10 protein-coding genes are annotated in these 13,061 nt (G+C 66.9%); 8 read left to right on the top strand and 2 right to left on the bottom strand.

Features of this window, described 5'->3' with window-relative positions; translation table 11 throughout:
* Position 1 precedes the first annotated feature (1 nt).
* From Rhe02_RS20815 to mraY, 5 genes are all read left to right on the top strand, one after another.
* Positions 2-1,153 (top strand): ThuA domain-containing protein, encoded by a 1,152-nt coding sequence (locus tag Rhe02_RS20815; RefSeq protein WP_203909958.1) that lies wholly within the window; start codon positions 2-4, stop codon positions 1,151-1,153.
* 159 nt (positions 1,154-1,312) lie between these two features.
* The gene (locus tag Rhe02_RS20810; RefSeq protein ID WP_203909957.1) at positions 1,313-4,765 is read left to right on the top strand and encodes a ThuA domain-containing protein; all 3,453 of its coding nucleotides are present in this window, start codon (positions 1,313-1,315) and stop codon (positions 4,763-4,765) included.
* Positions 4,766-4,983: 218 nt separating this feature from the next.
* Positions 4,984-6,024 (top strand): protein kinase domain-containing protein, encoded by a 1,041-nt coding sequence (locus tag Rhe02_RS20805; RefSeq protein WP_203909956.1) that lies wholly within the window; start codon positions 4,984-4,986, stop codon positions 6,022-6,024.
* Complete coding sequence (locus Rhe02_RS20800) at positions 6,021-6,800, top strand: serine/threonine protein kinase (protein ID WP_239123948.1); 780 nt, start codon at positions 6,021-6,023, stop codon at positions 6,798-6,800. Before Rhe02_RS20805 ends, Rhe02_RS20800 begins: the two co-directional genes overlap by 4 nt.
* 95 nt (positions 6,801-6,895) lie before the next feature.
* The gene (gene mraY / locus Rhe02_RS20795; RefSeq protein WP_203909955.1) at positions 6,896-7,993 is read left to right on the top strand and encodes a phospho-N-acetylmuramoyl-pentapeptide-transferase; all 1,098 of its coding nucleotides are present in this window, start codon (positions 6,896-6,898) and stop codon (positions 7,991-7,993) included.
* A 10-nt stretch (positions 7,994-8,003) separates the two neighbouring features.
* Here the strand turns inward: mraY and Rhe02_RS20790 are convergent, their stop codons facing one another.
* The gene (locus tag Rhe02_RS20790; RefSeq protein WP_203909954.1) at positions 8,004-8,717 is read right to left on the bottom strand and encodes a VOC family protein; all 714 of its coding nucleotides are present in this window, start codon (positions 8,715-8,717) and stop codon (positions 8,004-8,006) included.
* A 69-nt stretch (positions 8,718-8,786) separates the two neighbouring features.
* Complete coding sequence (locus tag Rhe02_RS20785; protein ID WP_203909953.1) at positions 8,787-9,908, bottom strand: M23 family metallopeptidase; 1,122 nt, start codon at positions 9,906-9,908, stop codon at positions 8,787-8,789.
* A gap of 213 nt (positions 9,909-10,121) precedes the next feature.
* Here Rhe02_RS20785 and Rhe02_RS20780 point away from each other — a divergent pair, with 213 nt between their 5' ends.
* The 3 genes from Rhe02_RS20780 to Rhe02_RS20770 all read left to right on the top strand — a co-directional run bounded on the left by Rhe02_RS20780 (position 10,122) and on the right by Rhe02_RS20770 (position 12,993).
* Entirely contained in the window at positions 10,122-10,640 is a 519-nt protein-coding gene (locus Rhe02_RS20780; protein WP_203909952.1) for a sigma factor-like helix-turn-helix DNA-binding protein, read from the top strand.
* The gene (locus tag Rhe02_RS20775; protein ID WP_203909951.1) at positions 10,637-11,725 is read left to right on the top strand and encodes a TolB family protein; all 1,089 of its coding nucleotides are present in this window, start codon (positions 10,637-10,639) and stop codon (positions 11,723-11,725) included. The genes Rhe02_RS20780 and Rhe02_RS20775 overlap by 4 nt, the downstream gene beginning before the upstream one ends.
* 260 nt (positions 11,726-11,985) lie before the next feature.
* On the top strand, positions 11,986-12,993 hold the full coding sequence (locus Rhe02_RS20770; RefSeq protein ID WP_239123947.1) for a glycoside hydrolase family 11 protein: 1,008 nt from the start codon (positions 11,986-11,988) through the stop codon (positions 12,991-12,993).
* The last annotated feature ends 68 nt before the right edge of the window (positions 12,994-13,061 follow it).

Below are 13,061 nucleotides of genomic sequence, written 5' to 3'. Positions count from 1 at the left end.
CATGTTGCGCAGAATTGCCTTCTGTCTTGCCCTGAGCACCGCCGCCGTCGGGTTGGCCGCCGTTCCCGCGCAGGCCGCGGACTTCACGGTGCTGGTGTTCAGCAAGACCGCCGGATTCCGGCACGACTCGATCCCGACCGGGATCGCTGCGATCCAGCAGCTCGGCACGGCGAACAACTTCGCCGTCGAGGCGACCGAGGACGCCAATCAGTTCAACGCCGCCAACCTGGCCCGGTTCCGGGCGGTGATCTGGCTGTCGACCACCGGCGACGTGCTCAACGCCACCCAGCAGACCGCGTTCGAGAACTACATCCGCGCCGGAGGCGGCTACGTCGGGATCCACGCCGCGGCCGACACCGAATACGACTGGGCCTGGTACGGCGGCCTGGTCGGCGCCTACTTCGCCAGCCATCCGGCGATCCAGAACGCCACCGTGCGGGTGGAGGACCGTACCCACCCGGCAACCGCGCCGCTGCCGACGAGCATCGTGCGCAACGACGAGTGGTACAACTACCGCACCAACCCGCGTGCAGTGGCGCATGTGCTGGCGACACTGGACGAGTCCACCTACAGCGGCGGCTCGATGGGCGCAGATCACCCGATCTCCTGGTGCCGCGCCTACGACGGCGGCCGGTCCTTCTACACCGGCATGGGTCACACCCAGGCCACCTACGGCGAGGCCAACTACCGCACCCATCTGCTCGGCGGAATCCGTTACGCCGCACAGGGAACAGGCGCGTGCCCGGTAGGCCCGCCACCAGGGGGCAGCAACCTGGCGCTCAACAAGCCCGCCACCGCCTCCAGCCAGGAGAACGCCTCCTTCCCCGCCTCCAACGCGGTCGACGCCTCGGGCACGACCCGGTGGTCGAGCCAGTTCTCCGACCCGCAGTGGATTCGGGTCGACCTCGGCGCGACCTTCGCCATCACCCGCGTTCGGCTGGTGTGGGAGACCGCCTACGGTTCGGCCTACCAGATTCAGACCTCGCCCGACGGCGTCACGTTTACCACCATCCGCTCGGTGACCGGCGGAAATGGTGGTGTGGACGACAACACCGGCCTGTCCGCACAGACCCGCTACGTGCGCATCCTCGGCACGACCCGCGCGACGCAGTGGGGCTATTCGCTGTTCACCTTCGAGGTCTTCGGAGCTTGACCCCTCGCGGCCGGCCCGGGTCTTCACACGGCTACCGGGCCGGCCGCCCCTTCGTCATCGGCGGCCGCCCCGCGCCCAGGGGCGGCCGCTGGTGAACCGTCGGCGTGATCGGCGCACGCCTGCCTGGATTCCCCCACCACAGGAAGTGAGACATCGATCATGTTGCGCAGGTTGGCTTTCTGCGTCACCTTTTTGACCGTGGTCGGCTCGGTCGCGGTCCCCGCCCAGGCCTCGCCCGGCTTCTCGGTCCTGGTCTTCACCAAGGCCGGGCCGCCCACCGCCGGGGTCGCCGCCATCGCGAAACTGGCCGCCCAGCAACGATTCACCGTCGAGACCACCTCCGACGCCGGGCAGTTCAACGTGCGGAACCTGGCCCGGTTCAACGCGGTGGTATGGCTTTCCACCTCCGGCGACATGCTCAACGCCGGGCAGCAGAAGGCGTTCGAGAGCTACATCTCCAGTGGCGGTGGCTACCTGGGGGTGGGCTCGGCCGCCGACACCGAGCGCGACTGGCCGTTCTACGGCTCGCTGGTCGGCGCCTACGCCAGTGACCGTACCGGCCGGGTGACCGCCACCGTCCAGATTGACGACACCACCCACCCGTCGACGACGGGGCTGCCGAGCTCGTGGACGCGAGCCGACGAGTGGTACAACTATCGGACCAATCCGCGCTCGCGGGTGCGGGTGCTGGCATCGCTTGACGAGTCGAGCTACGCCGGCGGCGTCATGGGTGGCGACCACCCGATCTCGTGGTGCCAGCCTTATGCGGGCGGGCGTTCCTGGTACACAGGAATGGAAGGCTTCGGAGAAAGGACCTTCCTCGACCATCTGCTAGGCGGAATTCGCTATGCGGCGCAAGGAAAAGGCGACTGTGACGCTGGCTTTCAGACGCTGGCCGCCGGTTACACCCAGGTGACCCTCGCCAAGGGGGTGGCCGAAGTCGGTGAGCCGATGGGCCTGACCGTGCTGCCCAACCGGGGCTCGCTGCACACCGCCCGCGACGGCACGATCCGCTACACCGACCCGGTCGGCAACACCAAGGTGGCCGGCACCATCGCCGTCTACAGCCACGACGAGGAAGGCCTGCAAAGCATCAAGGCCGACCCCAACTTCAACACCAATCGCTGGGTGTACGTGTATTACGCCCCACCGCTTTCCACCCCCGGCGGCGACGCTCCCGCCAGTGGCACCGCCGCCCAGTTCGCTCCCTTCAACGGGGTCAACCGGCTGGCCCGCTACACGGTCAACACCGACTTCACGCTCAACATGTCCTCGGCCGTGACCATCATGGACGTTCCCACCAGCCGCGGCATGTGCTGCCACGTCGGCGGGGACATCGACTTCGATGCGGCCGGAAATCTTTACCTGTCCACCGGTGACGACACCAACCCGTTCGACTCCAGCGGGTACACCCCGATCGACGAGCGGGCCGACCGCAACCCGGCCTTCGACGCGCAGCGCAGCGCCGGCAACACCAATGACTTGCGCGGCAAGGTCTTGCGGATCCGGCCGGGCGCCACCGGCGGCTACACCGTTCCGGCGGGCAACATGTTCGCCGCGGGCACGGCCAACACGAAGCCTGAGATCTACGCGATGGGGTTCCGCAACCCGTTCCGGATGGCCGTCGACAAGGCCACCGGCGTCGTGTATCTGGGCGACTACGGCCCCGACTCGGGCACCGCCAGCGCCACCCGCGGACCGGCCGCACACGTCTCCTTCGAGCGCATCACCGGGCCGGGCAACTACGGCTGGCCCTACTGCTCGAACTTCAACGTCCCCTATATTGACTTCCAATTCCCCTCCGGGCCTTCGGGTTCGGCCTTCAACTGCACCGGCGGGCCGACCAACAACTCGCGCAACAACACCGGCCTGACCCAGCTTCAGCCGTCGCGGGCGGCATGGCTGCCCTACGGTGTCGGCCAGGATCCAGCCGCGCTGTGCTGCGGCAGCTGGTCGCCGATGGGTGGCCCGGTCTACAACTTCAACTCCGCGCTGGTATCCAACGTAAAGTTCCCGGCTTCGGAGAACGGCAAGGTCTTCATCGGCGAGTTCGGCCGGCGCTGGATCAAGACGGTCACCCTCAACGGCAGCGGCGGAGTGGGCACCATCGCCCCGTTCCAGTGGACCGGAACCCAGGTCATGGACATGGAATTCGGCCCCGACGGCGCGCTCTACGTCCTGGACTACGGCACCGGCTGGTTCGGCGGCGACGCCAACTCGGCGCTCTACCGCATCGAGTACAACGCCGGTACGTGTTCGGTGCCGATTCCGCGGGCCACCGCCACCCCGGTCAGCGGCAACGCCCCCCTGGCGGTGTCGTTCAGCTCGGCGGGCACCACCGACCCGGACGGCAGCCCGATCTCCTACGCGTGGGACTTCACCACCAACGGCAGCACGGATTCCACCGCCGCCAACCCGTCGTTCACCTACACCGCCAACGGCCAGTACACGGCGACGCTGACGGCATCCGACCCAGACTGTGGCAGCGCCACCGCCAGCGTCGTCATCAGCGTGGGCCAGGCCTCGGTCACCCTCTCCGCCCCGGCCAGCGGGCGCGTCTTCAACTTCGGCGACGCGATTCCATATACAGTCAACGTTTCCCATCCCGGCGGCCCGGCCGTCGACTGCACCCGGGTGCGGCTGAACTACATCCTCGGCCACGACAGCCACGGCCACCCGATGACCAGCGTGACCGGGTGCTCGGGCACCATCCAGACCACTGTGGACGGTGAACACGACGCCAACGCCAACATCTTCGGTGTGCTCGACGCCGAGTACACCCCGCCCGGGTCCACGATCGCGGTGCATGCCCCGCAGGCGGTGCTGCAGCCGCGGACAAGGCAAGGTGAGCACTTCTCCGCCCAGCAGGGGGTGACCATCGTCGCCAAACCCACCGCGCACGGCGGCAACGCGATCGGCAACGTGGAAAACGGGGACTGGATATCCTTCACCCCCTACAACCTCAGCGGCGTCACCTCCTTCACCGCCCGGGTCGCCTCGGCCGGGGCAGGCGGAACCCTTTCCCTGCGCACGGGTTCGGCCACCGGCCCGGTCATCGGCACTGCCGCAGTAGCCAACACCGGCGGCTGGGAGAACTGGGTGACGGTCACCGGTACGCTCACGCCGCCTTCGGGGACGGTCAACCTGTTCCTCGTCTTCACCGGCGGCGCCGGGTCGCTGTTCGACATCGACGACTTCACCTTCGGCGCCGGTACCCCACCGGCGACCAACCTGGCACTGAACAAACCCGCGACCGCCTCCAGCGTGGAGAACGCATCCTTCCCCGCCTCCAACGCGGTCGACGCCTCGGCCACCACCCGGTGGGCCAGTGCCTTCTCCGATCCACAGTGGATCCAGGTCGACCTCGGGCAGACCTTCACCGTCAACCGGGTGCGACTGTTGTGGGAGGCCGCCTACGGTTCGGCCTACCAGATCCAGACCTCCCCCGACGGCGCAGCCTGGACCACGGTCCGGTCGGTGACCGGCGGAAACGGGGGTGAAGACAACAACACCGGCCTGAACGCCTCGGGCCGCTTCGTGCGCATCCTGGGCACCACACGCGCCACACAGTGGGGCTATTCATTGTTCAGCTTCGAGGTCTACAGCAGCTAACCACCACGGTGGCCCGGGAGCCGGCAAAAGCTCCCGGGCCACCGCTTGTTTGGTGGCTTGAGGTGCGCGAATAGCGGAGATACAGAGATCGCATAGCCGTCGATGCGAATCTGTTCACCTGAGTCGACGTACCTGTGACACACGTGCAAGCGGGGGGCAGAGGTTTGGCGATTTTCACTCAAAACGACGGACTGACGGAGTTAGCCTGGGCGGTCCCGGTGCCCATCGGTTATCGGATCGGGGATTGGGAGGTCACCGCCGGCATCGCGACGGGGAATTGGGCAAGCGTCTATGCGGCGCGCCGGCGCACCCGCGGCGTGCCCGCGGAGGCGGCATTGAAGTTCGCCGCCACCGGGACCCTGACCCGGCGTCAAATCGGCCCGCTGCGGGACATGATCCAGCGTGAGCTGGCCGTGCACCACGATGCCGACCACAGCTCCCGGCTGATTCGGTGCCACGAGATACACGAGGTGGACGACGCCGCCCGGCCGGAGCTGGACGGGTCGGTGGTGCTTGTTCTCGACCGGGCCGAACGATCGCTCGCGGACCTCATCGCCGACCAGGGCGGGGCTCCCATCCCCGAGGCGGCCACCGTCATCGAGCAGATCTGCGAGGGCTTGGACCACTTGCACCGCAAGGGCTGGGTACACGGTGACCTTAAACCCGCCAACGTCCTGGTGATGGCCGACGGCTCGGTGCGCCTTGCCGATTTCGGGCTGGCGGCGAAGATCGAGGGCACGCACGGGTTCATGCCGCCGCTGGTCTCGTCGGACTATGTCCCGCCGGAGCGGTGGACCGAGCGGCTGGGCGCACGCGGCCTGCCGGTGAGGACCTCGGCCGACATCTGGGCGCTCGGGGTCATCGCCTACGAGCTGGTCACTGGCCGCTACCCGTTCCCGGGCGCGGGGGTACGCACGCGGGCGATCGCGGCGGCGCAGTACACCGCCGGGTCGGAGCCGATCCAGTTCCCCACCGAGCTGACCCCGTTCTGGCGCTCCTTCCTGACCGACTGCCTCGCCTCCACGCACGCCGAACGTGCCCGCCACGACGCGGCTTCGCTGCTGGAACGGGTAAGCGCCATCACCTCCGCACCGTCCGCGCGGCCACCGTCGCCCCGCCTGCCCGCGGCCCGCTCCCGGGCCGGACGCGGCTGGCGTCGTTCGGCGCAATCCATTACGCCTACCAGCCTGTCCCTTGCCGCGGCCGGGGTGTGCGGTCTGCCGCACGCCTATCACGCCGAGCCGGGGAGGCCATCGTGATCGAGACGGTGCTGGTGCAGTACGGCGAATTCGCCGGCCGGACGCAGGTGCTTCCCCTGGCGCCGGGCGGGAGTCTGCGATTCGGCCGCGGCGCGCCCGGTTCGCCGGTCGAGGTGGCGCTGACCGACCCTGCGGTGCCTAGGCTCGCCGGCGAGATCCGGGCCACCAACGACTACTGGATCCTGAGCAACTACAGCCGCGACAAGACTTACGTCGTGGAAAATCCGGAGGGCGGCGGCGAGCACATCAAGGTGGCGCCGCGGCGGCTCGCGGCACCGATTCCGTTCGAGATTTCCCGGGTGGTGCTGCCGTCGAGCGGGGCACTGGTGGCGTTCTCTGTTTTCGCGCCGATGCAGACCTACGCCGACGAGACACCCGCGGGCCGTGGCGAGCAAACACTCGCCGCGTTCACCTTCGACGAATCGGCCAAATACTTTCTTGTCCTGGTGGCGCTCTGCGAGCCCCGGCTGCGCGACGAGTCGTGGATGGCGATCCCGACCGTCGAGCGGGTGGTCGAGCGGTTACGGCCGCTGGCCGACTGCGCCGACCTCACCCCCACCGCCGTCGCCTTTCACATCGACTATCTGGCGCGCACCAAGCTGCGGATCCGGCCTGAAATCCTGCATGGACGGTCCGGCCGCTCCGGACGCCTGGCCGGCAAGACCGCAGCGCTGGTGTCGCTGGCGCTGCGGTTCAACCTCATCCGCGAGGACCACCTCGGCCTGCTTCCCGGCCGCCAGCGGCGGCCCCGAAACACGCAGGCCTCCGGCGCCTAGGGCGTCAACGCGGGCTGCGGCGCCCAATGGATCACTCGTAGACTGCGCCGACGGGGTTTGTTCGCCCCGCGGGCTGATCGGAGGGTCGTCGCTCGATGTTGTCGGTGGCGGTAGCGGCGGCTGTGGCCTTTGCCCTCGCCTTGTTGTGCACCCCGTTGGCGGTGAAGGCCCTGGTCCGGCTCAAGGCAGCGCAGCCGATCCGGGATATCAACCCCGAGGCGCACCAGGCCAAGCGCGGCACTCCCACGATGGGTGGGCTGATTCTGATCCTGGCCACGATCGCGGCTTATGCGGCCGGGCACCTGGTGATGGCGACGTTGCCGTCCCGCCAGATCGTCCCCGACGGGCCGACGATGACAGCGCTTGTCCTGCTCGGCCTGATGGTCTGCTGCGGAGCGATCGGGTTCCTCGATGACTTCCTCAAAGTCACGAAACGCAACAGCGCCGGATTGGCCGGACGCTGGAAGCTCGCCCTTCAGCTGGCCGTCGGCCTCGGGTTCGGGGTGCTGACGGTGAGTTTCGCCGACAATGCCGGGCAGACCGTCGGAAGCACGCATATTTCCTGGGTACGGGAGATCGGCTGGCTGGAGGTCGGGAAGGTGGGCGCCGTCGTGCTCTTCATCGCCGTGATCATGGCGAGCACGAATGCCGTCAACCTCACCGACGGACTCGATGGCCTGGCCACCGGCACCTCCGTCATGGTGCTGGCCGCCTACTGCCTGATCTCGTCGTGGCAGTACCAGCATTGGTGTTCGGATCCCTCGATCGGCACGCAGTTCTGCTATCCGGCGAGAGACCCGCTGGAGGCAGCGCTGATCGCCGCCGCCGCCGCGGGTGCCTGCGTCGGCTTTCTCTGGTGGAACACCTCTCCCGCCCGGATCATCATGGGCGACACCGGATCGATGGCCCTCGGCGGGCTCATCGCCGGGCAAGCGGTGGCGACCCGCACCATATTGCTGTTGCCCTTCATCGCTTTGCTCTTCGTCGTCATCACGATGTCGAGAATCATTCAGTACACGTCATACAAGACGACAGGCAAGCGGGTCTTTCGCATGTCGCCGCTGCACCACCATTTCGAGATGGTGGGCTGGAGCGAGGTGAACATCGTCATCAGGTTCTGGATCATCGCCGGAATCGGGGCCGTCATCGGCCTGGGCGTGCTCTACACCGACTTCCTGAACAACGTCGGCTGACCCTGTCGCGTCACACCTTCCACAGCAGGCAGAAGGGTTTGCCGGCGGGATCGGCGTAGACCCGCCAGTTGTCGCCCTCGCCGGGCAGCCTGGTCGCTCCGATCGCGAGCGCGGCCCGCTCCCCCGCCTCGATGTCGCCGACCGTGATGTCGAGGTGGAGCTGCTGCGGGTGAGCCGAATCCGGCCACTGCGGCGCCCGGTAATCCTCGATCTGCTGGAACATGAGCGGGCGAGCGCCCTCCTGACCGATCATGGCCATGCCCTCACCCTCATAGGTGATCGGCTTGCCGAGCAGCTCGGCGTAGAAGGTGCTCAGCTCCTTCGCGTCCGGGCAGTCGACCATCACGGCCATCAATGTGGTCTTCGGGTCATCGGTGTTGCGGCACAGGTCGAACGGGTGACCGGCCGGGTCGGCCAGGGTGTGCCAGCTTTCGTTCTCGCGCAACAGGGTCGCGCCCAGCGCCACCGCCCGCTCGGTCGCCGCGGCCAGGTCGGGCACGCGCAAATCCAGGTGCGCCTGCTGCGGGTAGGCCGGGTCGGGCCAGCGCGGCGGCATGTGGTCCGGCGCGTTCTGCAGGCCGATCCGCCAGCCGTCGTCGGTGGTGATCGTGACCCAATCGTCGTCGGCATAGGCTTGGGTCCAGCCGGCCAGACCCGTGTAGAAGGCCGACAGGCCGGCGATGTCGCGGGCGTCGAGGACGACCGTCTTCAGCTCACCGATCATGATCTCGATCTTAGCGTCGAACACCATCGGCCCGGTGGGCACACCCACCGGGCCGAGTTGTGTTGCCGATCAGCAGGCCGGGATGTCGACGCCGCTGTTGTCCTTGGCCACGTCGTTGCCCCAGCGGGACAGGTAGTAGGCCGAAACCCACTGGTTCTGCCACGGGTTGCCGGTGTCGAGGTCGGTCTTCAGCCACCAGTGGTTGAAGGAGCTACCCACCTGGACGTTCGGCCCCCACACCCGGCAGTACACGTAGTTGGTGCCTGCGTAGAGGGTGCCGGTCTGAGCGCCGCCGGGCGATGAGCGGCCCGGCGCGTCGGCGAACGTGTCCACCGTGTACTTGGTGGCGGCACAGCCGGGGATGTCGTTGCCGTTGTTGTCCTTGGCCACGTCGTTGCCCCAGCGAGAAAGGTAGTAGGCCGAAACCCACTGGTTCTGCCATGGGCTGCCGGAGTCAAGGTCGGTCTTCAGCCACCAGTGGTTGAAGGCACTGCCCACCTGGACGTTCGGGCCCCACACCCGGCAGTAGACGTAGTTGCGGCCCGCGTAGAGGGTGCCGGTCTGGGCGCCCCCCGGCGTCGCGCTTCCGGGTGCGGCGGCAAACGTGTCCACCCAGTAAGTACCGGCCGGCGGCTGCGTCGGCGGCGGGGTGGACCCACCGGCGAGGTTGACGCCACGCGCGGACATGAAGGGCACCGGGTTTACCGCCAGGTTGTCGTTGTTCGACGCGCCATTGTGCGTTTGGAAGTGCAGGTGCGGACCGGACGAGTTGCCCGAGGTGCCCACGTAACCGATCACCTGCCCGGTGGAGACGCTTTGGCCCACGGATACCTCTGGCCGTTGGACCATGTGGCAATACAGGGTTCCGGTCCCGTCGGGATGGTTGATGCCGACATACCAGCCGCAACCCGACGTCTGTGGACTTCCGTCGATGTCACAGTTGGGCGAACCACACCGCGAGGTCTGCACCACCCCGGCGTGCACGGCGTAGATGGGCGTCCACCGCGCGGCAATGATGTCGACTCCGTGGTGGCAACCGCTGCAGGTGCCGCCGAAGCCCTGTCCGAGTGTGCCGTTCACCGGCTTGACCCAGGTCGCTGCCTGCGCCGGCTGGGCGAGTCCGAATTGGACCACCCCTACGGAAGCGAGCAATAACAGCGCCGCGACCGCACGTTTCAGTTTGGATTTCACCATGCTCCCCGAAATCGATGGGTGTCATTTACGAACACGTCGACGGTCGCATGTGATTTGCGGGCGGACATCCTGTGTTGTTCGAGGGTGGTCTCTCGATGTCCATTTTGGACAATGGCGAGGTCTCGGTGACCGAGCCGGCCGTCAGCGGATCATGGCCACGAAAAAAGCAGTCGGCCGGGAACGGATCGCGCGGCAGCCGCGTGTACTGGCATGCTGATCGCCACACGATCGGTGACCGCCCGCGCCAGTTTGGACCCGCCTGTGGTATTTGAAGAGTTCTATCGGCTGCACGCCGATCGGCTTCATCGCGCCCTGGCCCTGACCCTCGGCGATCACCATCTGGCCCGCGAGGCCACCGACGAAGCCATGGCCCGCGCCTATCTGCATTGGGCGCGAGTGAGCAACTATGACAATCCTGGTGGCTGGGTTTACCGAGTCGGCCTGAACTGGGCCACCTCGTGGTGGCGTCGCTTCGGCCGCGAGCACCCTGTGCCCGATCCGCCGTCGGCCGTGAACGTTGCCGGCCCCGGCGGCCATCTGGCTCTCGACCTTCTCGCCACCCTGCCGGTCAGGCTCCGGTCGGTGATCGTCTGCCGGTTGCTCCTGCAGCTCTCGACCGCCGAGACCGCCTCGGTCCTTGACCTGGCCCAGGGAACGGTGAAGAGCCGGCTCTCCCGTGGCATCGAGGCGCTTCGCACGATCTATCTGAGGACGGAGCAGGAGCGGTGACAGAGCAGGACATCAAGCGGCTCGTCGACTCGGCAGCCGCGACGGTTCCGGCCTACCCGGACAACCTCAACGGGGTCCGCAAACGGGCCGCCAAGATGCGGCGCAGGCGCACCCTCGCCGTGACCGCCGCTCTGGTATTGCTGGTCGGCGCGGCGGTACCGGTCTGGATTTCGGCGATGAACCGAGCAGATTCCACATCGGACACGCTGACCTCCTCGGCCCAGCCGATGATCATCTATCCGATCGCCCTGAACATTGAGTCAGGCCTGGAGAAGCTTGATCCCAGCTGGCGGATAGCGCAGATCCGCCCGAACCGGACCATAGTGGGATACCCCTTGCCCGACAACGATCTTCGGCATGAGATCTTCACCCTGAGCCAGCAGGGTGAGATCGTCTCGGTGGGCCGGCGCGCCATGCCCGAGCCGAAGCAGGGTCCCCTTTGCAACAACTCTGAGGAGTTCGTCGTCTTCGGCGATAGGTCCGGCAACGAGACACGACGCGTGCGGCTGCCCGAAGCGTGCGAGTTGAGCGGCATCATCGGTGCCGACGGCGACACGGTCTACCTACGGCGGGGGCGTGACGACATCACCGTTGTCGACCTCATCACCGGCCAAACGCGAACCTTGCTGACCATGCACTACCCCATGAGCCAGACCTTCGCCGGCGGAACGATCGCGGTCGTCGAGCCGGTCCGGGCCTCCTTCACCGACGGCCAGCAGGTCGACTGCACCAGCGACGGCTGGACCATTCGCACCCTCAACGTCACCACGGGTGAACTGCGCAAGCTCAGCCACCCGGGTTCCCCGTGCGACAGGGTGGGCGGTCTTTCGGTCTCCCCCGACGGAACCCATGTCGCCTTCATCCAGAAGCACGACGACACCGCTCAAGCCTTTGTCATCGACATCGCCACCGGCCAGACGGTGGCGACGCGCCAAATCGGCGGCCCGATCGCGCCGGAAATCTTCGGCATCGCCTTCGCCGACAACAAGACCGCATGGGTCGCCTGGCTGCCGAACGATAGGCCGCGGCAGCCTCCGCCGCGGCTTGCCGACGTCGTCGCGTTCGCCACGCTGGCCCTGGGTTGACTCCGGAACTATTCCGAAACTTTCGATGTTTGTGCCCCTCGAATTCGATCGATCCGCGAGGAAAGCCTCCTCGAGGATGGTGAGCGAACAGGGAACAGCCCTTCGCATCGGGCGGCGATGTTTCCACAACATTTCCGGAAGTTGTTGACGCATCGATGAGCAAAACTCAATACTGTGGCTCTCGACGGATTCAATCCCGATCGATGCGCTGCCGTCCCGCTCATCCCGTCCCCGGCAGCCGTAGTGAGAAGGACAACCACATGAACGACGCCCACGTTCACACGAGGAGCCAATCGCTCCGACGTCTCAAGATGATCATCGGCGGCGCCTGCGCCGCCGTTCTGATCACCGCCGGAACCACGGCCATCCTGGCCACCCCCGCCTACGCCGTGACCGTGACCTCGAACTCCACCGGAAACCACGGCGGCTTCTTCTATTCCTTCTGGAAAGACAGCGGCAACGTCACCATGAACATGAACGGCAATGGTGGCCAGTACGACACCCAGTGGAGCAACATCAACAACTTCGTCGCCGGCAAGGGCTGGAACCCGGGCGCACGCCGCTCGGTGAGCTACTCGGGCAGCTTCAACCCGTCCGGCAACGCGTATCTGACCCTCTACGGATGGACCAGAAACCCGCTCGTCGAGTACTACATCGTCGACAGCTGGGGCACCTACCGGCCTCCGGGCGGGCAGGGCTTCATGGGCACCGTCACCAGCGACGGTGGTACCTATGACATCTACCGCACGCAGCGGGTGAACGCGCCCTCCATCGAAGGCACGCGCACCTTCTACCAGTACTGGAGCGTGCGGCAGTCGAAGCGGGTCGGCGGCACCATCAACGCCGGCAACCACTTCGACGCATGGGCCAGCCGCGGCATGAACCTTGGCAGCCACGACTACCAGATCCTGGCCACCGAGGGCTTCCAGAGCAGCGGCAACTCCAACATCACGGTCGGCGGCACCACCAATCCACCACCCAGCTCTCCGCCGCCCGGTGGTGGCGGCAGCTGCAACGTCAGCGTGAGCCGGGCAGAGGACTGGTCCGACCGGTTCAACGTGACGTTCTCGGTCAGCGGCACCAACAGCTGGGTGGTCACCATTCGCGCCAATGGCGGCCAGAGCCTGCAGAACAGCTGGAACGCCTCGGTCAGCGGCACCAGCGGCACGCTCACCGCGCGCCCGAACGGCAACGGCAACAACTTCGGCATCACGCTCTACAAGAACGGCAACAACACCACGCCCACCGCGAGTTGCGCGGCCGGCTGATCCGACCCGCAGTACAGATGGCGCAGGACGTCTAGGCGTCCTGCGCCACCTCCTTTTGCCAGGCACTT

This window comes from Rhizocola hellebori, assembly GCF_016862955.1.
Taxonomy (GTDB): Bacteria; Actinomycetota; Actinomycetes; order Mycobacteriales; family Micromonosporaceae; genus Rhizocola; species Rhizocola hellebori.
The sequence above is the reverse complement of the archived record's forward strand: the minus strand, read 5'-3'. Positions and strand labels throughout refer to the sequence as shown.

Bases quoted from the DNA above. Each gene is read 5' to 3' on its own strand.
- Rhe02_RS20815 (WP_203909958.1), top strand. From the start codon at position 2: ATGTTGCGCAGAATTGCCTTCTGTCTTGCCCTGAGCACCGCCGCCGTC.
- Rhe02_RS20810 (WP_203909957.1), top strand. From the start codon at position 1,313: ATGTTGCGCAGGTTGGCTTTCTGCGTCACCTTTTTGACCGTGGTCGGC.
- mraY (WP_203909955.1), top strand. From the start codon at position 6,896: ATGTTGTCGGTGGCGGTAGCGGCGGCTGTGGCCTTTGCCCTCGCCTTG.
- Rhe02_RS20790 (WP_203909954.1), bottom strand. From the start codon at position 8,717: ATGATCGGTGAGCTGAAGACGGTCGTCCTCGACGCCCGCGACATCGCC.
- Rhe02_RS20780 (WP_203909952.1), top strand. From the start codon at position 10,122: ATGCTGATCGCCACACGATCGGTGACCGCCCGCGCCAGTTTGGACCCG.
- Rhe02_RS20770 (WP_239123947.1), top strand. From the start codon at position 11,986: ATGAACGACGCCCACGTTCACACGAGGAGCCAATCGCTCCGACGTCTC.